Origin of the sequence: Paraburkholderia sp. OAS925 (genome assembly GCF_040543975.1) — a bacterium.
Classification (GTDB): Bacteria; Pseudomonadota; Gammaproteobacteria; order Burkholderiales; family Burkholderiaceae; genus Paraburkholderia; species Paraburkholderia graminis.
Genome location: NZ_JBEUNO010000002.1, coordinates 788,074 through 810,617, shown reverse-complemented (window position 1 = coordinate 810,617; position 22,544 = coordinate 788,074). Strand labels below are relative to the sequence as shown.

Genomic DNA, 22,544 nt, shown 5'->3' with positions numbered 1-22,544 from the left:
CGGCAACTAAGCGGCAACTAAGGCAAGCGGCGCTTCACGCGCCAACTGTTGTGCGTTGCATCGACGGCAAACAGCAGCCAATGCCTTGAATTGACCGGATGGCGCTGTTGGGTCGCGTAACCGTCGACGGTCAGCTCGAGTTCGTCGTGCGCCCGCAGATGACAGGTGGCATGAGCGCCCGAGCCATCCGCGAATTCGACGATCGCGGCGGCCGCTCGCGCCGGCTCCGGTAAGTGCGCGATGTGCACCGCGCAGCCAGGATAGAGATGCGAATCGGCAACCTGAATCTGCACGGAATTAGGCATGAGCGTAGTCTCCGGACGCTTGAGCGGAACGAAGGCGCGGCTACGAGGCCTCGCGCAGCGGACCGCATCAAAGCATAGCACCGCAAAGACGCTATCATGCTGATCTGACCTCGATGAACAGCAGAAAAACGGCAGCCAAGATGGCAAAAGAAGAGCAGACAGGAGCGGCACGCAAGCAGACCAGGCCCCGCGCTGCGGCAGCGCCGGTTTCGCAGGACGATGTCATGCCTTCGGCGCAGGAAAGCGGCGTGGACGAAGACAGCGCCGGTGGCTCGACTTATCTCGTGCCGGGCCTCGAGCGCGGCCTGCGTATCCTCGCCGAATTCAGCGCGCGCGAACCTGTGCTCGGCGCTCCCGAATTGTCCAGGCGCATCGGCATTCCGCGCACCACAACCTTCCGTCTGTTGCAGACGCTCGAAGCGCTCGGCTTTCTCGAACGCGTCAACGGCGACCGTTATTTCCGGCTGAGCGTCGCGGTGCTGCGGCTCGGTTTCGAATATCTCAACTCGCTGGAATTGACCGACGTCGGCACGCCGATTCTCGAACGTCTGCGCGACGTCACCGGTTTGAGTTCGCATCTGCTGATTCGCGATCAGCGCGACGTGGTGTTCGTCGGCAAAGCGCAAACTCATGAGCCCATGTTCAGTTCGGTGAAGGTGCACGTCGGCACGCGTCTGCCCGCGCATGCCACGGTGCATGGCCAGGTGCTGATGGGCGATCTCACTTTCGACGAACTGCGTCAGCTATATCCCGAACCGCAGCTTGAACGGTTCACCGAACGCACGCCCGCGACCGTCGAAGAACTGTACGGACGAGTGCGCGAAAGCGCGGCGCTCGGCTATGCGCTGAGCGAGGCGTCGTTCGAGCGGGGCATTTCGGTGGTGAGCGCGCCGGTGCGCGACCAGAGCGGCAAGATCGCCGCCGCGTTGACGGTCACGATTCCGCGTTCCGATCTGGGCGAGAGCGAGGAGCGCGAGCCGCTCATTAGCGCCGTGTGCCAGGCCGCGCTCGAATTGTCGGAGCGGCTGGGCTATCGTCCGCGCGCGGACGACCCTACCGCGTCGCAGGCTCGCCGCAAACCGGTCACGGCGAGCTAGTTCGGAGGTTCCGAGGTTCCGAGGTTCCGATCTTCCGCTCAGAACGAGTGGTGGATGCCGGTCAGAATGATCGTCTGGTTGCGGCCACTCGACACGCCCGCAGTGAAGAACGCAGCGTCGGTATTCGAACCCGCACGCTCATAGAGCGCATTCACATACAGTTGCGTCGATTTCGACAACGCGTAGATGTCGCCGATCTCGAACTGCGTCCAGCGGTGCCCGGCGAGCGTGGTAGTCGCGGCGCCGCCCGACACGCTGTTGAACGGCGTGAACTGATAATTCGCGCCGACGTCGTAGCTCTGATACGTGTCCGAGTGCCCGGCCGACTCCAGTTTCACTCGCGTATAGAGACCGTGCACGAGCAGCTTGCCGAACTGGTACGACGCGCCCGCGCCCATGTTTTGCACCTTGTCCGCGCTGTAGCTGGCGGCGGGCACGCCCTGGAAACTGGTGATGCCCGTGGTGACGATCGACGGCGTGCGGTTGTGCTCGTTCGCATACGCCGCGCCGGCCTTGAACGGACCGTTCGCATAGCTAAGCGCAAAGCTCAGCGTCTTGCCGGTCGAGAAGTTCGTCGTGTTGCCCAGACCCATCATCGCGCCGACGCTGAAGCCGTTGAATGTGGCCGAGCGAAACTTCACCGAGTTGTCGAACGGCACGACGCCCGTGTCCGCGAGTTCGTCGATATTGCCCGGATGGAACGCATACCAGCTCGCCGCGAGGTAGGCGGTGCTGAGCGGACCCAGCACGTCGAAGCTGAACGGCGTCTGATGGCCGAAAGTCAGCGTGCCGATCTTGTCCGAACTCAAACCCACGAACGCCTGCCGATTGAACAGCGTGCCCGCCTTCGCGAACGCGCCGGTGTTCATGTAAAAGCCGTTCTCCAGCTGAAAGATCGTCTTCAGGCCGCCGCCGAGATCTTCGACGCCTTTCAGGCCCCAGCGGTCGGGCTGCATGTTGCCCTGTTCCTCGATCCACTTCGCGTGGCCGCCCACGTTGCTGATGTACGCGATGCCGGCATCCAGGCTGCCGTACAGCGTCACGCTGCTCTGCGCCCATGCGCCTGTCGTTACGCAGATTGCCGTCAAACCGGCTGCAATGATGTGCTTCACCGTTGGTTCTCCTGATCACACGACGCGTGGCTCGGGCCAGTTTCGTCGTCCCTGATCGCTTGCTTTTTGGGTTGATGCAGCTTTGGTCGAGCCGCCAAATCTGCCGCGCTTTATGTTCCACCTATGGGCGTGTGTATCGCCTATGGAAAGTATAGTGACTTCGAAAGTGGTCAAAATAAATTTTCGGTGTCCGTAGAAACCCGAGTCCAGGACTTGCCGGATGCGCTGGTTTTACGGCCGAAACCGCGCCGGCAAAGCGTTGTGGCCGTGTGTGCCGACCGGAGCAATGCCGGGCGTGGTCAGTGACCGTCAGTGTTTTCCCCTAACGCTTGAGATTTTTATTTGTCGCGGCTAGAGTCACTCCTATAATTATCCATACACGAACTGATGTTCCTTATATGGAACATAGAGCTTCAGGAGAAGGCGAGAAATGACTGAACAATGGCGCTGCGCCGGCCATGCCGGCGACCTGTCCGACGACGCGCCGCTCGAGTTCAAGCTCGACGGCACGGAAATCGGCATCTACAAGGTGGGCGATGCGCTCTATGCGCTCGAAAACGTCTGTCCTCATGCATACGCGCTGCTGACGCAGGGCTTTATCGACGGCGACACGGTCGAATGCCCGCTGCACGAAGCCGTGTTTCACATTCCGACGGGCAAGTGCCTGAAAGAGCCCGGCGGCCGCGACCTGAAGACGTATTCGGTGCGCCTCGCCGGTGAAGAAATCCAGATCAAGGTGGAATGACATGCGAGAAGTAGCCGTGAACTTCAATCCCTTTCTGAAGCCGTGGCTCGCGCCGCAGCCGAACAACGTCGCCGGCAAGGGCGTGATCGAGAAGCCGGGCGAGACGGAAAACTTCATCTGGCAAACGCGCAAGGCCGAGCCGACGCAATACGAAAACGACTTCGGCGATGCGCTTGAAAAAGTTTTCGAAGCCGGCGCGGTGGAGTTGCAGGAAGTCGTCGACGGTTTGAATGGCATTGGCTTTCGCACGCCGGAAGGCAATGCGTGGAACGCCGAACGCCTCGCCGCCGAATTTCGTCTGCTCGCCGAATAAGCGCGCTTTTTCGACCACGCTCACTGCGTCCGCATTCGCTTCCGGAGTCTCTTCATGACGTCCCCCGCTACAAGTCAACCCGCAGCCGATCCCATCCAGTCGTACCTGGATCGCGGCCTGCGCAACTACTGGTATCCCGTCGCGCCGAGCTGGCAAGTCGGCGATGCGCCCATCGGCATCACGCGCCTTGGCGATCAGATCGTGCTGTGGCGCGACAAGGAAGGCAAAGTCCACGCGCTCGAAGACCGCTGCCCGCATCGCGGCGCGCGTCTGTCGCTCGGCTGGAATCTCGGCGGCAGCGTCGCGTGCTGGTATCACGGCATTGAAATCAACGGCGGCGGCACCGTCACTAAAGTGCCGGCCGTGTCGAACTGTCCGCTTGAAGGCCAGAAGTGCGTGAAGTCGTATCCGGCCGAAGAACACGCGGGCGCGATCTTCCTCTGGTTCGGCGACGACGCTCATAAGGAACCCGCGCCGCTCAAGTTGCCGGAAGAACTGGTCGGCGACGAATACGCGAGCTTCCTCTGCATGTCGAACTGGAAGTGCAATTACCAGTACGCGATCGACAACGTGATGGACCCGATGCACGGCGCCTATTTGCACGCGACTTCGCATTCGATGGCCGAAGGCGACAAGCAGGCCGACATGCGCGTGCGCAAAACCGAAACCGGTTTGATGTTCGAAAAGGTCGGCCAGCGCGACGTGAACTTCGACTGGGTCGAACTCGGCGAAACCGGTTGCCTGTGGATGCGCCTCGCGATTCCGTACAAGAAGAAGTTCGGCCCCGGCGGCAACTTCGGGATCATCGGCTTCGCGGTTCCCGTCGACGAAAACAATTGCCAGGTTTATTTCTGGCGTACCCGCAAGGTGCAGGGCTGGCAGCGCGACGCGTGGCGCTTCATGTATCGCAATCGCCTGGAAGGTCTGCATTGGGCCGTGCTGGAGCAAGACCGCTATGTGCTCGAAAGCATGGCGCCGAATGCGCGCGAGCATGAGTTTCTCTATCAGCACGATGTGGGCATGACGCGTGTGCGGCGCATGCTGCGTCAGCGCGCGCAACAGGATTTCGCTGCGCTGGAAGCGCATCAGGCGCAAGCCGCGCAAACCGAAGCAGCGGGCCAGAACCATGCATAACGACGCGCCCGCGATGCTCAGCGGCCGGCGCGTCCTCGTGACGGGCGGCGCGCGCGGTCTCGGCGCGGCGTTCGTGCGGGCCTTGGTGCAAGCCGGCGCTCAAGTCGTATTCGGCGATGTGCTGCACGACGAAGGACGCGCGCTGGCGGCATCGCTTGCTGGCGAAGGCCATGCGGCGACGTACCTTCCGCTCGATCTGGCCAACCCCGAAAGCATCGCGCAATTCGCGCAGCAAGCGGCGACGCAACTCGGTGGCATCAACGCGCTGATCAACAACGCGGCCATCACGAACTCGGGCGGCAAGTTTGCCGACGAGCTTTCCGTCGATACCTGGGACGCCGTAATGAATGTGAACGTGCGCGGCACCTGGTTGATGAGCACCGCCGCGTTGCCTTATCTGCGCGACTCGGGCCGCGGCAGCATCGTGAACATTGCATCGGACACGGCGATGTGGGGCGCGCCCAAGTTGCTCGCGTACGTGGCGAGCAAGGGCGCCGTGATCTCGATGACGCGCTCGCTCGCACGCGAATTCGGCGCGCATCAGGTGACCGTCAACGCGATTGCGCCCGGCCTCACCGAAGTCGAGGCGACCGCGTATGTGCCCGCCGAGCGTCATCAGTATTACCTGCAAGGCCGTGCGCTGACGCGTGCGCAAGTGCCCGACGACGTGACCGGGCCGGTGCTGTTCCTCTTGTCCGATGCCGCGCGCTTCGTGACCGGCCAGTTGCTGCCGGTGAACGGCGGCTTCGTGATGAATTGATCTTGTCGAATCGAAAGGAGAAAGAGATGGCGGACGCCGATATCGAACGCAAATCGTGGGACCAACCCACGGACGCGAGCTTTGCGCAGTGGCTCGACAGCCGCGTCGCGCGCTTTGAAACGCGTCGCTACGACTGGGACGCGCTGAAATTCCAGGCTGACTACGACCCGAAGTATCGCCGCGCGCAAATGCGCTACGTCGGCACGGGCGGCACAGGTGTCGCCAAAGATTCGAACACAGTGCCCGCAGGCGGCTTCACGTTTTCGACGATGGTGATTCCGGCCGGCAACATCGGCCCGAGCCATATTCATATGGATGTCGAAGAAATTTTCTTCGTGCTGCGCGGCAAGATGAAAGTGATCTGCGAGAAAGACGGCGAAACGTGGGAAGCCGTGCTCGGCGAGCGCGATCTCATTTCGGTGCCGCCGGGCGTGTATCGCACGGAGATCAACATCGGCGAAGAAGACGCGCTGATGTGCGTGATGCTCGGTTCGCCGAAGCCGATTACGCCGACGTATCCGCCGGATTCGCCGCTCGCCGCGCTCAAGCGCTAAGCGCTTTTCGTCAAAACGTCCACGAAGGAAATCATGTCCGCAGTCCCGTCCGCTACCGCCGCAGCTTCACACGCCACGCTCGAAGCACGCGTTGCGCGCTTTCCTGCGCGGCAGGTCGAACTGGCATCGCAGCGCGTGCTGAGTTATCGCGAAGCATGCGAGACGAGCGATGCATTGCCGCTCGTGTTGCTGCACGGTATCGGCTCGGGCGCGGCTTCGTGGGTGCAGCAGTTCGAGGCATTGAGCGCGAGCCGTCGCGTGCTGGCGTGGGACGCGCCGGGTTATGGCGAATCGACGCCGGTTGCCGCCGCTTCTCCCGCAGCCACCGACTACGCGAATGTGCTCTACGAATGGCTGGAAAAGCTCGGCATCGAACGTTGCGTGCTGGTTGGTCATTCGCTCGGCGCGATCATCGCCGGTTCGTTTGCCGCGATGCATCCGCAGCGTGTGGCGGGTCTGTTGCTGTTGTCGCCGGCCGGCGGCTACGGCGCGGCTTCCGCGGAAGTGCGCGAGACGAAGCGCGATCAACGGCTCGCGATGCTCAACGAACTCGGCCCGCAAGGTCTCGCGGAAAAAGCGCAGCGCCAATATGTTGTCCGCGCATGCAAGCGACGAAGCGCGTGCATGGGTGCGCTGGAACATGTCGCGTGTGATTCCGCACGGCTACGCGCAGGCCACGCATCTGCTCGCCAACGCGGACCTCGCCAGCGACCTCGCGCGGTTGAAGGGCCGCTATAACGGCCGCCTGCATATCGCGGTCGGCGCGGACGACACCATTACGACACCCGCGGCCTGCGAGCGACTCGCGCTCGCCGCGGACACCCAACTGCAAGTCGTGCCACGCGCGGGGCACGCCGGCTATATCGAAGCAAGCGCCGCGTACACCGCGATCATCGACACGTTCTGCCGCGCAAGCGCCGGACAACGGAGCCAATGAATGACGCCCGACACCCTCAACGAGCGCGACGCGGACGAAGACCGCAACGACAGCAGCGATAGCAACAGCGATAGCAGTTACCGCGTGCCCGGTCTGGAACGCGGTTTGAAGATCCTCACCGAATTCTCACCGCACGAGCCGGTTCTCGGCGCGCCGGAATTGTCGCGACGCCTGAAGATTCCTCGCACGACAGTTTTCCGCTTGCTGCAAACGCTGGAATCGCTCGGCTTTCTCGAACGCGCGGATAAAGACCGTAACTATCGACTCGGCGTCGCCGTGTTGCGCCTCGGCTTCGAATATCTGAGCTCGCTTGAATTGACCGACCTCGGCTTGCCGATCATCGAAGCCTTGCGCGACGAAACGGGTCTCACCGCGCACATTGTGATTCGCGATGGACGCGATGTCGTTTTCGTCGCAAAGGCGCAGAGCCACGCGCCGATTTTCAGTTCGGTGAAGGTCAACGTCGGCACGCGCCTGCCCGCATATGCAACGACGCACGGTCAGGTCCTGATGGGCGACATGACGCTAGACGAACTGAAAAAGCTTTATCCCGAGCCGGAACTTGAACGTTTCACCCGACAGACGCCCGCGACGGTAGACGACCTGTACGAACGGATTTGCGACGACGCGCGCCGCGGTTTCGCGATCAGCGAGTCGTCGTTCGAGCGCGGCATTTCGGTTGTCAGCGCGCCGGTGCGCAATGACACGGGGCGCATCGTCGCCGTGATCACGACGACGATTCCGCGCCAGGAGATCGACGCGTCGCTGCTGGACAGCGGTCTGGTCGACAAAGTGCGCCGCGCAGCCGACGAGCTTTCGCAGCGGCTCAATTACCGGCCGGGCAACGGTTCGAATGCGGGCAGCAAATACATGAAGGCATTGGGACTCAAATGATTCAAATCGATCTCAGCGGGCAAGTAGCGGTGGTGACGGGCGGCTCGTCCGGCATCGGCCTCGCGTGCGCCGAACTGTTCCTGAAAGCGGGCGCTTCGGTTGCCATCTGCGGCCGCGATACCGAACGTCTCGCGCAAGCCGAGGCCGCATTGAACGCGCAGTTTCCCGCCGCGCGATTGCTCGCTCGCCGCTGCGACGTGCTGAACGCCGACGACGTCAACGCGTTTGCACAAGCGGTGCAAGCACGCTTCGGCCGCACTGACATGCTGATCAACAACGCGGGCCAGGGCCGCGTGTCGACCTTCGCCGATACAAGCGACGAAGCATGGCGCGAAGAACTCGACCTCAAATACTTCAGCGTGATTCGCCCCACGCGCGCCTTTCTGCCGATGCTGCGCGATGCAGCCAACGGCGGCGCGGGCAACGCGGCCGTGGTCTGCGTGAATTCGCTGCTCGCGCTGCAGCCGGAGCCGCATATGGTCGCGACTTCGTCGGCGCGTGCGGGCGTGCAGAACCTCATCAAGTCGCTCGCGGTGGAACTCGCGCCGCAGCGTGTGCGCGTCAATTCGATTCTGATCGGCATCGTCGAGTCGGGGCAATGGCGCCGACGCTATGCGAAAGAAGCGCAGCCGGGCCAGAGCTGGGACGACTGGACCGCCGAACTCGCGCGCAAGAAAAACATTCCGCTAGGCCGCTTCGGCAAACCCGAAGAAGCCGCTCAAGCGCTCTTTTATCTGGCTACGACGCTGTCGTCCTATACGACGGGCAGTCACATCGATGTTTCTGGAGGCGTTGCACGACATGTCTAACACAACCACCGTTGGCGAACTGATCGCCGCTTTTCTCGAGCAGTGCGGCGTAAAAACCGCGTTCGGCGTGATCTCGATCCACAACATGCCGATCCTCGACGCGATCCACAACCGCGGCAAGATTCGCTATGTCGGCGCGCGCGGCGAAGCGGGCGCTGTGAATATGGCCGACGGTCTTGCGCGCGTATCGGGCGGACTCGGTGTGGCGTTCACGAGCACCGGCACGGCGGCGGGCAATGCAGCGGGCGCGATGGTCGAAGCACTGACCGCAGGCACCGCGCTGCTGCATGTGACCGGTCAGATCGAAACCGAATATCTCGACCGCGATCTTGCGTACATCCACGAAGCGCCGGATCAACTGTCGATGCTCCAGTCCATCTCGAAGGCCGCGTATCGCGTGCGTTCGGTGGAGACCGCGCTGCCGACCATCCGCGAAGCCGTGCGCGTTGCGCAAACCGCGCCGAGCGGTCCGGTGAGCGTCGAGATTCCCATCGACATTCAGGCCGCCGAAATCGAATGGCCTGCCGACATGGCCGCGCCGCATATCACCACGCTCACGCATTGCAGCGAGCGCGTCGCGCAACTCGCCGAGCAACTCGCGAAGGCGAAGCGTCCGCTGTTGTGGCTCGGTGGCGGCGCGCGTCATGCGACGCATGCCGTCGAGCGTCTGGTCACGCTTGGTTTCGGCGTCGTGACGAGCGTGCAGGGCCGCGGCGTGTTGCCCGAAGATCATCCGGCGACGCTGGGTGCGTTCAACGTGCATTCGGCCGTCGAAAGTTTCTATAAGACTTGCGATGCGTTGGTCGTCGTCGGTTCGCGTCTGCGTGGCAATGAGACGCTCAAGTACAAGCTCGCATTGCCGCAACCGCTGTATCGCATCGACGCCGACGCGCTCGCCGATAACCGCGGCTATCGCAACGAGATGTTCGTTCACGGCGATGCGTCGGCGGTGCTCGAAGAACTCGCGACGCTGCTCGAAGGACGCGTGAAGGTCGATCCTTCATTCGGACCTGATCTGGCCGCGGCGCGCGAAAGCGCAGTCGCCGATGTAGGCAAGGGTCTCGGTCCGTACAAGCGTCTCGTCGACGCATTGCAGTCAGCGGTGGGCCGCGATTACAACTGGGTGCGCGACGTCACGATCTCGAACAGCACGTGGGGCAACCGCATGCTGAAGATTTTCTCGCCGCGCGCGGGCGTGCATGCACTCGGCGGCGGCATCGGCCAGGGGATGCAGATGGGCATCGGCGCGGCGCTTGCGGGTAGCGCTGCCAAGACCGTGTGCCTCGTCGGCGACGGCGGCCTGATGGTCAACGTCGGCGAACTCGCGACGGCCGTGCAGGAAAACGCCAACGTGATGATCGTGTTGATGAACGATCAATGCTACGGCGTGATCCGCAACATTCAGGACGCGCAATACGGCGGCCGCCGCTGCTACGTCGATCTGCATCAACCGGACTTCGCGCAGTTCTGCGAAAGCCTGAAGCTCACGCACTACCGCATCAAATCGCTCGACGAAGCCGACGCGATCATTCGCGAAGGCATGGCGAAGACCGGTCCGGTCTTGGTCGAAGTGGACATGCTATCGGTCGGGTCGTTCGCGACCGCGTTCGCCGGGCCGCCGGTCAAGAAAGAGGAGCCGGAACATGCGTGATGCGGGCTACGCGGGGCACCACGCTCCCGTCGATGTCGCGATGATCGGCTTCGGCGCGATCGGCCAGGCGGTGTACCGCTCGGTCGCCGCTGACCCGGCGGTGCGCGTGTCGCACGTGATCGTGCCGGAGCGTCATATGGCTTCGGTACGCGAAGTGGTCGGCTCGACGGTGGACGTGGTGGCTTCAGTGTCCGCATTGAGCAGCCGCCCGCATTTCGCTTTGGAATGCGCGGGGCACAGCGCACTGGTCGATCACGTTGTGCCGCTGCTGAAGGCCGGCACGGATTGCGCGGTTGCGTCGATCGGTGCGTTGTCCGATATGACGTTGCTCGACGCGTTGTCCGCAGCAGCCGACGAAGGCGACGCAACGCTGACGTTGCTCTCGGGCGCAATCGGCGGCGTGGATGCATTGGCCGCGGCGAAGCTCGGCGGCCTCGACGAAGTGTTGTACACGGGCCGCAAGCCGCCGACCGGCTGGCTCGGCACGCCCGCGGAACAGGTCTGCGATCTGAACACGTTGAAAGTCGAGCAGGTGATCTTCGAAGGCAGCGCGCGCGAAGCGGCGCGTCTCTATCCGAAGAACGCCAACGTGGCCGCGACGATTGCGCTCGCTGGCCTCGGCCTCGATCACACGACCGTTCGCCTGATCGCCGATCCGAATGTGACGCGCAACGTGCATAGGATTCTCGCGCGCGGCGCGTTCGGCGAGATGTCGCTGGAAATGTGCGGCAAGCCGTTGCCCGACAACCCGAAAACATCTGCGTTGACCGCGTACAGCGCGATTCGCGCGTTACGCAATCGCGCGGCGCGCTGCGTGATTTGAGACCTTGGCCGAATAGTTGAATAGCTGAAGCAAACCGGAATGACCGACATGACCCACTTCGATACCAGCCTTGTGCCGACCGGCGATATTTTTATCGGCGGCGAATGGCGGCAAGGGCGCGGCAACCCGTATAAAAGCCTGTATCCGGCGGACCAGTCGGTCAACATGGAAATCTCCACGGCGAACGCCGACGACGCCCGCGAAGCCGTGGAAGCCGCGGACATCGCATGGCGTCGCGCGGACTGGTCCGGTTTGAAGCCGCATCAACGCGCGCTGATTCTATATCGCATCGCCGATCTGATCATGGCGCGTCACGAAGCGCTTGCGCAATTGCAGCGTCGCGACAACGGCAAGCCGATTGGTGAGACGCGCGTGCTCGTGGCAAGCGCGGCCAACACGTTCCGCTATTTCGCGGCGTGCCTCGAAACGCTCGACGAAGAAGTCACGCCTTCGCGCGGCGATTATCTGACGATGAGCGTGTATGAACCCATCGGCGTGATCGCTGCAATTACGCCGTGGAATTCGCCGATTGCATCCGACGCGCAAAAGCTCGCGCCCGCATTAGCAGGCGGCAACGCCGTCGTGTTGAAGCCCGCGGAAGTGACGCCGTTGACGTCGCTGGCGCTCGCGCGCATCTGCGAGGAAGCGGGCGTGCCGAAGGGCGTGATCAGCGTATTGCCGGGCAAGGGCTCGGTGATCGGCGACGTGCTCGTGCGTCATCCGCTCGTGAAGAAAGTGTCGTTCACCGGCGGCACCGAAGTAGGCCGAGGCATCGCGCGCATTGCAGCGGACAAGCTGATGCCGGTTTCGCTTGAACTCGGCGGCAAATCGCCGACCATTGTTTTCGACGACGCCGATCTCGATCACGCGGTGAACGGCGTGCTGTACGGCATTTTCAGCTCGTCGGGCGAGGCGTGCATCGCGGGCTCGCGTCTGTTCGTGCAGCGCTCTATCTATGATGCGTTCATGAAGCGTCTGGTAGAAGGCGCGCGCAAGTTGCGCGTCGGCGATCCGTCGCGCGTGGAAACGCAGATGGGTCCGCTGATCACGCAGGCGCATCGCGAAACGGTCGAGCGTTATGTCGCGCTCGGTCTTGAAGAAGGTGGACGCCTGCTGTGCGGCGGCGAGCGTCCGGTCGGCGATGGTCGCGAACAAGGCACCTATTTTCAGCCGACGATTCTCGAAGGTCTCACCAACGACGCACGCGTCTGCCAGGAAGAAATCTTCGGCCCCGTGCTGGTCGCGATGCCGTTCGACGACGAAGCGTCGCTGCTCAAAGAAGCCAACAACAGTGTGTTCGGCCTCGCCGCCGGCATCTGGACGCGCGATTACAAGCGTGCTTACCGGATCGCCCGCGCGCTGGAAGCCGGCACGATCTGGATCAACACCTACAAGCTGTTCTCGATCTCGACGCCATTTAGCGGCTGGAAAGAGAGCGGCATGGGACGCGAGAAAGGCCGGCTCGGCATCCGCGAATACATGCAGCAGAAGAGCCTCTACTGGGGCTTGAACGACGCGCCGCTGGCGTGGGCTGACTGAAGACACACGATACGCAAGAGGCAGGTTATGACGATTCTCGGCATTGAACAGATTATCTACGGCGTGACGGATCTCGCTACCTGTCGACGCTTTTTCGCGGACTGGGGCTTGAAGGAAGTCGCGCACGACGAAACCCATGCGCGCTTCGAAACGCTCAACGGCTGCACGGTTCTCGCCGTCGATGCCAACGATCCGTCGCTGCCGCCCGCATTTGAAGAAGGTCCGACGCTGCGCGAAGTCACGTGGGGCGTTGCGACTCAAGCGGAACTCGACGAATTGCGCGGACGCTTTGCGGGTCAGCCGGGCCATTTCGAAACCGAAGATGCAGTCGGCTGCATTGATCCCAACGGCATGGCGATTCGCGTTGAAGTGACGCGCAAACGTGCGCTCGATATTCACGGCTCGCCTTCGAACGTGTGGGGGCCAAACGCTGCGCGTGGATCAGCCGTCGCCGATTTACGAGCGCGCCGAACCCGTCGAAGTGGGTCATGTCGTGTTCTTCACGAACAGGCTGGCCGAACAGGAAAAGTTCTACCAGGAACTGCTCGGCTTCGAAATGTCGGACCGTTATCCGGGCCGCGGTGCATTCATGCGCTGCGCGCCGCACGGCGGCCATCACGACATTTTTCTGCTCGCGTTGCCGAACGGCAAGCGCGGTCTGAATCACGTCGCGTTCACCGTTCGCGACATCCATGAAGTGTTCGGCGGCGGCATGCACATCAGCCGCTGCGGTTGGGATACGCAACTCGGGCCGGGACGTCATCCGGTTTCGTCGGCGTACTTCTGGTACTTCCAGAATCCCGCCGGCGGCCTGATCGAGTACTACGCCGACGAAGACCAACTCACGCCCGAATGGCAGCCGCGCGATTTCGAACCGGGCCCGACCGTGTTCGCCGAATGGGCGATCGACGGCGGCATCGACGGCAATACGCGTCGGCAGAAAAACGCGAAGGCGCCGGAAGGCAAGTTCATGACGGAGCGCAAAAATGACTGACGCTGCTACTGAAAAGGCGCGAGCCGCGCATGCCGAGCTCGAAACGCCGCGCACGATTGTCGTGATCGGCGGCGGCCAGGCGGCAGGCTGGGTCGTGAAGACGCTGCGCAAGGAAGGCTACGACGGCCGCCTCGTGATGATCGCCGACGAAGTGCATTTGCCGTACGAACGTCCGCCGCTTTCGAAGGCCGTGCTTTCCGGCGAAGCAACTATCGACACCGTGCGTCTCGTGAAGCCCGACGATTTCGACGCGCTGAAGATCGAAGCGTGGCAGCCGGATTGCGCGACGTCGATTGATCGCGAGAAGCGTGTTGTTCGCACGCAAGCGGGACGTGAAGTGCAATACGACCGCCTCGTGATCGCGACGGGCGGCGCGGCGCGTCGCTTGCCGGATGCGCTGGTAAAGACCTCGCACGTGACTTATCTGCGCACGCTCGATGAAGCCGTTGCGCTCGGCGAACGGCTGCGTGCGAGCAAGCGTGTGCTCGTGGTGGGCGGCGGCTGGATCGGTCTCGAAGTGGCCGCGACCGCGCGCAAGCTCGGCGTGGATGCAACCGTGGTGGAAGGCGCGCCGCGTCTATGCGCCCGTTCATTGCCGCCGATGGTCTCCGACTTCCTGCTCGACCTGCATCGTGCAAATGGCGTGGACGTGCGCCTCAAAGCCGCGCTCACGAAGCTCGAAGATCATCCGAACGACGTGAATCGCATTCGTGCAACCTTCGCCGACGGCTCGACTTTGGACGCCGATTTCGCGGTCGCCGGCATCGGTCTCGCGCCGCACACGGCGTTGGCCGAAGCGGCGGGCGTGAAGGTGGAAGACGGCATCGTGGTCGATCATTTCGGCGCGACCGACGACCCGCGCATCTTCGCTTGCGGCGACGTGGCGAATCATCCGAGCGCGTGGCTGAAGCGGCGCGTGCGTCTCGAATCGTGGGCCAATGCGCAGAACCAGGCGATTGGCGCGGCCAAGGCGTTGCTCGGCAAGTTCGAACCATACGCGGACATTCCGTGGTTCTGGTCCGATCAATACGACGTCAATCTGCAGATTCTCGGCGACATTCCCGCCGATGCGCAACTCGCGATACGCGGCGATTTGCCGGGCAAGCGCGCGACGCTTTTTCATCTGGAAGACGGCGCGATTCGCGGCGTGATCGCCATCAACACTCCGCGCGAACTGAAGCTCTCGCGCAAGTGGATGAATCAAGGCCGGACCATCGACCTTGCCACACTGACCGACGCCTCAACGGCGCTTGCCTAACCACATCTACGGACGGCACCACGGCATGAGAACCATCGACAACACCATTGGAGACCGCAGCGCCGCAGGCGTTTCGGGCCCTGTCACGAGAGGCTCGATCATCGCGCGGCTCGAGCGACTGCCGAAGAACGCGATGCAGGTGCGCGCGCGGATTCTGATCGGGCTCGCCACGTTCTTCGACGGCTTCGACGTGATCGCGATTGCGGCCACGCTGCCGGTGCTGATCGCGAAGTGGCATCTGACGCCGTGGGAAATCGGCTTTCTGATCGGCTCGGGGTCGGTCGGGCAACTGATCGGCGCGTTCGTGTTCCCGTGGTATGCCGAGCGTCATGGGCGCGTTCGAGCGATTGCGCTGAGCTCGGGGATTATCGGTGTCACGAGCATTGCGTGCGGATTTGCGCCGACGTTCGCGGCATTTGTCGTGTTGCGCGTGATTCAGGGCTTGGGACTCGGCGGCGAATTGCCGGTTGCCGCGACTTACATCAACGAGATTAGCCGTGCGCATGGGCGTGGTCGTTTCGTGCTGTTGTATGAAATTGTTTTTCCGGTTGGGCTGCTGGCTTCAAATGCGCTCGGCGCGTGGATCGTGCCGCGTTTCGGCTGGCAGGCGATGTATTTTATCGGCGGCATGCCGTTGATTCTGTTCTTCGTGTTGCGCAAGCTCGTGCCCGAGTCGCCGCGCTGGCTCGCCGAACGCGAACGCATGGCCGATGCCGATGCAGCAGTCCATGCGTTTGAACGCGCCGCGAAGGGTCCGTTGCCGCCGGTCGTGCATTCGGCCGAATTTGAAGCGATGGCGAATCGTCATCCGAAGCGCCGCATGGGCGATCTGTTTGGTCCGGCGTATTTGAAGCGAACGCTGGCCGTTGCGATGCTGTGGATCACATGCGGCTTCATTCAGTATGGTCTTTCGACGTGGCTGCCGACCATCTATCGCACGATCTATCACGCGCCGTTGCAACTGGCGTTGAACCTTGCGGTGGCGGCTTCGGTGCTGGGCGTGGTGGGGTCGCTGACTTGCGCGCTGCTGGTGGACAAGGTGGGGCGTAAGCCGATCATTAATCTGTCGTTTCTGGCGTGCGCAGTTTCGCTGCTGATGGCGGGCGTGTTGCACGATTCGTCGGTGTATGTGGTGGCGACGTGCTGTGCGTTGTCCTTGGGCTTTCTTGCATGCGGCTTCATCACGGCTTATGTATACACGCCGGAGTTGTACCCGACGAGCATTCGCGCGATGGGTTGCGGCGTCGGCGGCGCATGGCTGAAAGTGGCGGCGATTTTCGCGCCGGCGATTGTGTCGAAGACGATGATCGGCGGTAATTTACAGATCGCGTTTTATATTCTCGCGGCTGTGCCGTTTCTTGCGGCGGTGGCGGTGCATTTTCTCGGGATTGAAACCAAGGGCAAGGTGCTCGAGCAGTTGGAGGCTTGAGGGCCGGTTAGGTGGGCGGTGATTTGGTGCCGTAATTGCAGGGATGAAAAGCGCACTGGGTGGTGCGCTTTTTGTTTTGGGGCGAGCCGCGTGAATGTCTAAAGCAGCGGGGCGTTGCTCACACCTGCTTCCGATAAACCACAAACCCCGACTTATCCGCCACCGCGTCATACAACTTCATCGCCGTGTGATTCGTCTCGTGCGTTTGCCAATACACGCGCTGCGAACCGTCTGCTTTCGCGCGCGCATACACTGCCTCGATCAACGCGCGCCCCACGCCTTTGCCGCGCTCGGATTCCAACGTGTACAGATCCTGCAAATAACAAATCGGTCCCGCGAGCGTCGTGTGCCGGTGATACAGAAAGTGCACGATGCCGACCAACTGGCCATTGCGTTCGGCGACCATCGCATGCATCGGCTCGTACACATCGAAAAAGCGGCCCCACGTGAGTTGCGTGATTTCACGCGGCAATGCAGTCTCGCCGGAGCGGCCGTAGAACGCGTTATATGCGTCCCATAGCGGCAGCCATGCATTGAAATCGTCGTGTTTGACGGGGCGGATCTGAATCGTGTCGGACATGCGCGGCTCCTTTGTTATATCGACGCAAACCGTCAGCATAAGAAAATCGAGCCGCGATTGTTAGCTCCAGCGCATGCGCAGAATTTGGAACCATGCACTCAGTCAGCGCAAGATCAAGCGCCGTCGCTCACAACGTCGCTCATAACGTCCTCACACCGTTTCCGCTCTAAGCCACTGAACGAGCGTGGCGTCGTCATCGGTTTCGAGCGCATGCGCGACTCGCTGGCCCACGGCCGCGCCGAATTTGTAGCCGTGCCCCGAGCACGCCGACACGACGAGCGTCTTGCCGATGCGCTTCGAAAAGAACCGCTCATCTGCGGTGAACGTGTACGCGCAGGTCTTCACCTCCGTGACCGTGTATTCATCGATGCGGCTAAGCGGCGGCGCAAAGAGCCGTCGCAAGCGGTCGCCTTCGTCGGGCCCGGCGATGCGGTCGCTTTCCGCATCCGGCACCGACCGTTTGAATGCACGCGCACCGAACTTCAGACCAATACCGTCGCTGGGCGGCAATACATAGCCGTCGCTCGAACCGCCGATGTCGACGATTGCCGGCGCGTTCGACCACGCATCGTCGAGATCGGCGGGCGGCGTCAGATAAGCAACGGCGTTGCGATAGATCGAGAGGTTCTCGGCGAGCGACGGAAAGAGCCGCAGCGTCCAGGCGCCGGCCGTCACCACGAGCCGGTCCGCGTGAACCGTCGCGCCGCTTTCGATGCGCACGCTCGCGTTCTGCGGATCGATCGCCACGGCCTTCGTGTGCATGCGAATGTCGACGCCGCGCATGCGGAGCCACGCTTTCAGATCATGCGCAATGCGCTCGCTGAAAAGCGTGCCGCCGTCGCGATCAAAGTAGGCGTAGCGAAACGTAGCGGCATCGAGAAACGGGTAACGCTGGGCGGCCTCGCGCGGATCAAGCCGTTCGTACTCGAAGCCCATGCGGTCAAGACCGATGCGGAACCGCTCGGCGCCATCGCCGGCAAACTGCGAAATACCGAGCACCCCGCAATTTGCATAGTGCGAAACGCCGAGATCGTCCCATAGCATGTCCCAACTATCGAACGCTTCGGCGATGGCTTGCGCATAGCCGTCGGCTTCGCCATATGCCCGGCGAATCATGCGATGCCGGTCGCCCGATGCGGCGAGCGGATTCGGGATCGAGCCCTGCTCGATCAGCGTGACGTCATGCCCCAGTTTGGTGAGCGACCATGCCGTGCTCAGCCCGGCGATTCCCGCGCCAACGATTGCCACACGCATGCCAATCCCCCGGTCGGTTGAACGGAGTTCAGTCTAGCAGCGGGAAAAAATAAGCGGTGTTTTACGTGCAATGGCGCGGGTATCGGCGGCGTATATCGCCGCATGTATCAGGCTAAATCAACCGACGAATCGCATGACACACGCGCCGCGATATTCAATGCTTGCGATGTGACGCGTCGCGAAGCTTGTCGCGCACTTTCCTCGCCGCGAAGAGCGGCACGTAGTCCTGCACTTTGGCTTGATGGCGATAGTCGGCCAACGTGTCCGCGTACATCTTCGAGACCGTCTCGGTCGGCGTATCGGTCTCTTCCGCGATGCTTCTCACCACTTCTTCCACATTTGGCTCGGGTTGCGACATTGATGTCTCCGGTTAAGCGACGGTCGATAGGCGAATGCAGCCAAACACAGGGCTTTTATTAGAGGATGCGATTTCCGCCGATGCCAATTGAATTGGGCTATCGCGGGTTGCACGCCACAGAGATATTTTTTTTGCGCCACGAAGTTCTCGGGTCTAGCGCAAACTCGCCGACGCCTGCCGACGTGAAATAAACCGAAACACATCATTAAGCACGTCATGGAATAAAACGGCACACTCAGCAGTTCTTGTCCGTGAATAGTGCGTCGCTTAAGCCGCTGAACACGCTGAACACGCTGAACGCGCCATTACAAAGACATTGCAACGATTCTCTCGCCGATCACATCACTCATGAATACGCACACTCAACGTCTGGCCAACCAGACCCACGCTTTGGCGGCCCCGCGATACACGCGCACGGCGATCGCGCTGCACTGGCTCATCGCGTTGCTGATCATCGGCAACGTGGTGCTGGCCTTGAGCGCGGACTCGTTGCCCGACGACTGGGTGCGTCCGGTGATCAATACGCACAAGTCCATCGGCATCACGGTACTGGGCCTCGCGCTAATGCGGATCTTGTGGCGCGTATCGCACAAGCCGCCGCCGTTGCCGCGCGAATTTCCGTCGTGGGAAAAAGTGGCCGCGCATGTCGCGCACTTCGTTCTCTATTTCCTGATGATCGCGCTGCCGCTCTCGGGCTGGCTGCACGACTCGGCATGGAAGGACGCGGCCACGCATCCCATGCGGCTCTTCGATCTGTTTCCCTGGCCGCGCATCGGCTACGTGATGAACCTCGAGCCCGCGTTGAAGGAGACGCTGCATGACCGCTTCGGCGCATTGCATACGTGGCTCGGCTATGCGCTGTACGCGTTGCTCGCCATGCATATCGGCGGCGCGCTGAAGCACGAGTGGATCGATCGCAAATCGGTTCTGAGGCGCATGGTGCCGTGACAACCGCATCGCTCATTTTCTGAAACGGCAGCAACCATCGACGCTTAGCAATTTTGAAAAAGACCCTGGAACAGGCGTTCGCGCTTGCATCGCCCCGCATCGTGCCGCGCGGCACGACGTGGTTGAGCACGCTGATTCATACGGCCGTCGTCGCTGCATGGCTGCTGTTGTTTGCGCGTGCATTCTTTCTGCACGGCGTGGTTGCGTGGTCGACGGGTATCGCCTACGTGATCTACGACACGTTGCTGCTCGCGTTCGTCACCTGGAAAAGCTTGCCGTTGATGCGCCGTGTGCCGCCGCTCGAGCCCGATTACGATCGGCGCGCTCTGCCGGACATGGGCGTGATCGTCGCCTCGCATAACGAGGCGGCCGTGCTGCCGGTCACGATCGCGGCGCTGCTGCGGCAGGTGCACGGCCCGGCTCAAATCGTCATTGCCGACGACGGCTCGACCGATCAAACGCACTCGCTCCTTACCGAACGCTTCGGTCTCACCGCGCCTGCCGAGGGCACGCTGAGCGCACCGAGCGCGCTGCATCCGAACCTCTTCTGGCTGCGCATGCCGCACGGCGGCAAGGCGCGCGCGCTAAACGCCGCCATCACGTTGATGACAACGAAAACCGTGATGACCGTCGACGCCGACACGCTGCTCGATGACGACGCCACCTACGCGATGCGCGCCGCTTTTGCGAACGACGCGAAGCTCGTCGCCGCGGCCGGCATTCTGGTGCCGGTGTGCGGCAAATCGGCGTCGGGCCGCGTGCTGCAATGGTTCCAGACCTACGAATACATGCGCAATTTCATCGCGCGTTTTGCGTGGATGCGCGCCGACAGTCTGCTGCTCGTGTCGGGCGCGTTCGCATCGTTCAAACGCGAGGCGCTGCTGGACGTCGGCGGTTTCGATCCGCAGTGTCTGGTCGAAGACTACGAGCTGATTCACCGGCTGCGCCGTCATTCCGTCGATCACGGCCTCGGCTGGGACGTGCGTGTGATCGGCAACGCGCATGCGCACACGGATGCGCCCGACAACCTCGCCAGTTTCCTGCGCCAGCGCCGCCGCTGGTTCGCGGGCTTCCTGCAAACGCAGTACTGGAATCGCGACATGACCGGCAATCCGCGCTATGGAATGCTCGGCATGCTGATGCTGCCCGTCAAGGCGCTCGACACGATGCAGCCCATCTACGGCCTGACTGCGTTCGGATTGCTGCTCGCTTTTTTGCTGGGCGGGCACGGCGCGATCGTCGCCTCGATCTTCGGCGTGATCGGCGTCAAAACGGCGATCGATCTCGCCTTTTACCTGTGGAGCATCCATCTTTACCGACGCTGGACCGGCACGCGCAGCCGTGCCGGCATGGGGATGGCGATGCTCGCGGCAATCGCGGAGCCGTTCACTTTCCAGTTGCTGCGGCACCTGGGCGCGGCGCTCGGCTGGCTGCATTTTTTGCGCGGCGGACGCTCGTGGGGCGTGCAGCGCCGCACCGGCCTGATAGCCCGCGACGACGCGTAGCGACACCCCCGAGCACCCGGCCGCCGGGCGCGGCGCGATGTCCCGCCCGCCCCAGGCTCCGCCCGGTTCGAGTAGACTGACGGCGATAACGGCCGCCACGCGCGGCCTCCTACTCTATCCGCACGTGCACGGAGGCTCCACACTATGCATGCTGTTCCCCCGCTCGAACAAAACACCGTCGAGGCGTCGCCAACGCATGCGGCATCGCCAAAAGCCGCTCCCACACAGGGCCAGGCCGCCAACGACGCGCCGGTTCGCGACCTGCGCCGCGTCGGGATTCACCCGGACTACTGGTATCCGCTCGCGTGGTCACATGAGGTGAAGCGCGGCAAGACGCATGGGGTGACGTTCGCGGGCGATCCGATCGTGCTCGCGCGCACCGAGTCCGGCAAAGTGTTCGCGCTCGAAGACCGCTGCGCGCATCGGCAGGTGCCGTTGCACCAGGGCGTGGTCGATGGCGAATCGATTCGTTGCGGTTACCACGGCTGGACTTACGACTGCTCGGGCAAATGCATCGACGTGCCCTATCTCGGGCGCGAGCGTTTGCCGAACGGCGTGCGCTCGTATCCGTGCCGCGAAGTGGAAGGACTGATCTTCGTATTCCCCGGCGACCCGGCAATGGCCGAGGTTCGGCCGCTGCCCACGCTCGGCTCCGTGTCGGACAAGAAGTACAAGACGCGGCGCTTCGGCCGTCCGGTCAATTGCCACTACTCGTTCATGCACGAGAATCTGATGGACATGAACCATCAGTTTTTGCATCGCCGGCAAATGGGCCAGATGCGCGCGCGTTCGCTCGGGCGGCGGCGCGGCGAAGGCTGGGTCGAGGTCGACTATACGTTTGCGCGCATGGCCGGCCAGCAGCCGATCGGCGAGGCTATCGTATTCGGCCAGAGCCGTAAAACGGGCGGCGACAACGACAAGGACGTGATGACGATCCGCACCGAGTATCCGTATCAGACGCTGCAGATTCGCACGTCGGAGAAGACGCTCGTGATGGATCTGTGGATCGTCTATGTGCCGCTCGATCGCGAGCAGCGCACCAATCGCACATTCGGGCTGCTGTCGATTCGCAAGCCGGGCATTCCTGGCGCACTGAATCTCGCGTGGCCGCTGCTGGTGTGGTTCACCGAGCGCATCTTCAAGGAAGACCGCGAAATCGTCGAGGCAGAGCAACGCGCGCACGATTCGCAGGGCGCGGACTGGAATCACGAGGTGTTTCCGGTTATCAACGACCTGCGCGCGCTGCTGCGCGAATGCGGCTCGCCGGATCAGGTGGTCGGCGCGGGCACCGGGGATACCGAAGTGATCCGCTTCTGGGACTCGCGTCACGGCAGCCCGCTGGCGAAAAGCTGAGCGGAAGCGCGGGGCGGCCTACCGCGGGCGGCTTTGCGCCTGCCCGCGAATGAGTTCATCTCCGCCCCGTAAATAATCCGGCGCGTTCGCGCTGCGATAATGGCAACTGCTCGCGAATCAGGCGAGCCACCGCTTGCCCAACATCACACACGGGTTTGCGCAAATCGGCATGCGCCGCCGCGCGACCCGTGT

The 22,544-nt window shown here is 62.5% G+C and carries 21 protein-coding genes and 2 pseudogenes; 18 read left to right on the top strand and 5 right to left on the bottom strand.

Going from position 1 to position 22,544, the window contains the following annotated elements:
- Positions 1 to 17 precede the first annotated feature (17 nt).
- Positions 18 to 305 carry a hypothetical protein gene (locus ABIE53_RS22480; RefSeq protein ID WP_006047384.1) on the bottom strand — a complete coding sequence of 96 codons (288 nt, stop codon included), beginning with the start codon at positions 303 to 305 and terminating at the stop codon, positions 18 to 20.
- Positions 306 to 445: 140 nt separating this feature from the next.
- Here ABIE53_RS22480 and ABIE53_RS22475 point away from each other — a divergent pair, with 140 nt between their 5' ends.
- Complete coding sequence (locus tag ABIE53_RS22475) at positions 446 to 1,402, top strand: IclR family transcriptional regulator (RefSeq protein ID WP_053859781.1); 957 nt, start codon at positions 446 to 448, stop codon at positions 1,400 to 1,402.
- A gap of 38 nt (positions 1,403 to 1,440) precedes the next feature.
- On the opposite strand, the gene ABIE53_RS22470 is transcribed toward ABIE53_RS22475, so the two are convergent.
- Complete coding sequence (locus tag ABIE53_RS22470) at positions 1,441 to 2,514, bottom strand: porin (protein WP_192699541.1); 1,074 nt, start codon at positions 2,512 to 2,514, stop codon at positions 1,441 to 1,443.
- A 430-nt stretch (positions 2,515 to 2,944) separates the two neighbouring features.
- Between ABIE53_RS22470 and ABIE53_RS22465 the strand changes: the two genes are divergently transcribed.
- The 14 genes and pseudogenes from ABIE53_RS22465 to ABIE53_RS22400 all read left to right on the top strand — a co-directional run bounded on the left by ABIE53_RS22465 (position 2,945) and on the right by ABIE53_RS22400 (position 16,354).
- Complete coding sequence (locus ABIE53_RS22465) at positions 2,945 to 3,259, top strand: non-heme iron oxygenase ferredoxin subunit (RefSeq protein ID WP_006047381.1); 315 nt, start codon at positions 2,945 to 2,947, stop codon at positions 3,257 to 3,259.
- Between the two features lies 1 nt (position 3,260).
- The gene (locus tag ABIE53_RS22460) at positions 3,261 to 3,572 is read left to right on the top strand and encodes a recombinase-like helix-turn-helix domain-containing protein (protein WP_006047380.1); all 312 of its coding nucleotides are present in this window, start codon (positions 3,261 to 3,263) and stop codon (positions 3,570 to 3,572) included.
- 54 nt (positions 3,573 to 3,626) lie between these two features.
- Entirely contained in the window at positions 3,627 to 4,706 is a 1,080-nt protein-coding gene (locus ABIE53_RS22455) for an aromatic ring-hydroxylating dioxygenase subunit alpha (protein WP_192699542.1), read from the top strand.
- Positions 4,699 to 5,466 carry an SDR family oxidoreductase gene (locus ABIE53_RS22450; protein ID WP_006047378.1) on the top strand — a complete coding sequence of 256 codons (768 nt, stop codon included), beginning with the start codon at positions 4,699 to 4,701 and terminating at the stop codon, positions 5,464 to 5,466. The genes ABIE53_RS22455 and ABIE53_RS22450 overlap by 8 nt, the downstream gene beginning before the upstream one ends.
- A gap of 26 nt (positions 5,467 to 5,492) precedes the next feature.
- The gene (locus ABIE53_RS22445) at positions 5,493 to 6,020 is read left to right on the top strand and encodes a cupin domain-containing protein (RefSeq protein WP_006047377.1); all 528 of its coding nucleotides are present in this window, start codon (positions 5,493 to 5,495) and stop codon (positions 6,018 to 6,020) included.
- A gap of 33 nt (positions 6,021 to 6,053) precedes the next feature.
- Positions 6,054 to 6,957: pseudogene (locus ABIE53_RS22440) on the top strand (alpha/beta fold hydrolase).
- Positions 6,958 to 7,851 (top strand): IclR family transcriptional regulator, encoded by an 894-nt coding sequence (locus ABIE53_RS22435; RefSeq protein ID WP_192699544.1) that lies wholly within the window; start codon positions 6,958 to 6,960, stop codon positions 7,849 to 7,851. It begins immediately after the preceding pseudogene.
- Positions 7,848 to 8,660 carry an SDR family oxidoreductase gene (locus ABIE53_RS22430; RefSeq protein WP_006047374.1) on the top strand — a complete coding sequence of 271 codons (813 nt, stop codon included), beginning with the start codon at positions 7,848 to 7,850 and terminating at the stop codon, positions 8,658 to 8,660. The genes ABIE53_RS22435 and ABIE53_RS22430 overlap by 4 nt, the downstream gene beginning before the upstream one ends.
- Positions 8,653 to 10,311 (top strand): thiamine pyrophosphate-binding protein, encoded by a 1,659-nt coding sequence (locus ABIE53_RS22425; protein ID WP_192699545.1) that lies wholly within the window; start codon positions 8,653 to 8,655, stop codon positions 10,309 to 10,311. Before ABIE53_RS22430 ends, ABIE53_RS22425 begins: the two co-directional genes overlap by 8 nt.
- Complete coding sequence (locus ABIE53_RS22420) at positions 10,304 to 11,134, top strand: aspartate dehydrogenase (protein ID WP_029967225.1); 831 nt, start codon at positions 10,304 to 10,306, stop codon at positions 11,132 to 11,134. The genes ABIE53_RS22425 and ABIE53_RS22420 overlap by 8 nt, the downstream gene beginning before the upstream one ends.
- A 48-nt stretch (positions 11,135 to 11,182) precedes the next feature.
- Positions 11,183 to 12,673, top strand: coding sequence for an aldehyde dehydrogenase (locus ABIE53_RS22415; protein ID WP_192699900.1), 1,491 nt, complete (start codon positions 11,183 to 11,185; stop codon positions 12,671 to 12,673).
- A gap of 27 nt (positions 12,674 to 12,700) precedes the next feature.
- Positions 12,701 to 13,667, top strand: a pseudogene (locus tag ABIE53_RS22410) (VOC family protein).
- Positions 13,660 to 14,925: an NAD(P)/FAD-dependent oxidoreductase gene (locus tag ABIE53_RS22405; protein WP_192699547.1), complete on the top strand. Its 1,266-nt coding sequence runs from the start codon at positions 13,660 to 13,662 to the stop codon at positions 14,923 to 14,925. Before ABIE53_RS22410 ends, ABIE53_RS22405 begins: the two are co-directional and overlap by 8 nt.
- A gap of 25 nt (positions 14,926 to 14,950) precedes the next feature.
- Positions 14,951 to 16,354 carry an MFS transporter gene (locus ABIE53_RS22400; protein WP_006047368.1) on the top strand — a complete coding sequence of 468 codons (1,404 nt, stop codon included), beginning with the start codon at positions 14,951 to 14,953 and terminating at the stop codon, positions 16,352 to 16,354.
- Between the two features lie 118 nt (positions 16,355 to 16,472).
- On the opposite strand, the gene ABIE53_RS22395 is transcribed toward ABIE53_RS22400, so the two are convergent.
- The 3 genes from ABIE53_RS22395 to ABIE53_RS22385 form a co-directional block, all read right to left on the bottom strand.
- Complete coding sequence (locus tag ABIE53_RS22395; protein WP_029967215.1) at positions 16,473 to 16,934, bottom strand: GNAT family N-acetyltransferase; 462 nt, start codon at positions 16,932 to 16,934, stop codon at positions 16,473 to 16,475.
- Positions 16,935 to 17,084: 150 nt separating this feature from the next.
- Positions 17,085 to 18,188 carry an NAD(P)/FAD-dependent oxidoreductase gene (locus ABIE53_RS22390; protein ID WP_192699548.1) on the bottom strand — a complete coding sequence of 368 codons (1,104 nt, stop codon included), beginning with the start codon at positions 18,186 to 18,188 and terminating at the stop codon, positions 17,085 to 17,087.
- Positions 18,189 to 18,342: 154 nt separating this feature from the next.
- Positions 18,343 to 18,546 carry a DUF3562 domain-containing protein gene (locus ABIE53_RS22385; RefSeq protein ID WP_006047365.1) on the bottom strand — a complete coding sequence of 68 codons (204 nt, stop codon included), beginning with the start codon at positions 18,544 to 18,546 and terminating at the stop codon, positions 18,343 to 18,345.
- Positions 18,547 to 18,894: 348 nt separating this feature from the next.
- Here ABIE53_RS22385 and ABIE53_RS22380 point away from each other — a divergent pair, with 348 nt between their 5' ends.
- The 3 genes from ABIE53_RS22380 (at position 18,895) to ABIE53_RS22370 (ending at position 22,352) form a co-directional block, all read left to right on the top strand.
- The gene (locus ABIE53_RS22380; protein WP_192699549.1) at positions 18,895 to 19,494 is read left to right on the top strand and encodes a cytochrome b; all 600 of its coding nucleotides are present in this window, start codon (positions 18,895 to 18,897) and stop codon (positions 19,492 to 19,494) included.
- A 53-nt stretch (positions 19,495 to 19,547) separates the two neighbouring features.
- On the top strand, positions 19,548 to 20,999 hold the full coding sequence (locus ABIE53_RS22375) for a glycosyltransferase family 2 protein (RefSeq protein WP_192699550.1): 1,452 nt from the start codon (positions 19,548 to 19,550) through the stop codon (positions 20,997 to 20,999).
- 144 nt (positions 21,000 to 21,143) lie between these two features.
- Positions 21,144 to 22,352: a Rieske 2Fe-2S domain-containing protein gene (locus ABIE53_RS22370; protein ID WP_006047362.1), complete on the top strand. Its 1,209-nt coding sequence runs from the start codon at positions 21,144 to 21,146 to the stop codon at positions 22,350 to 22,352.
- Positions 22,353 to 22,544 lie beyond the last annotated feature (192 nt).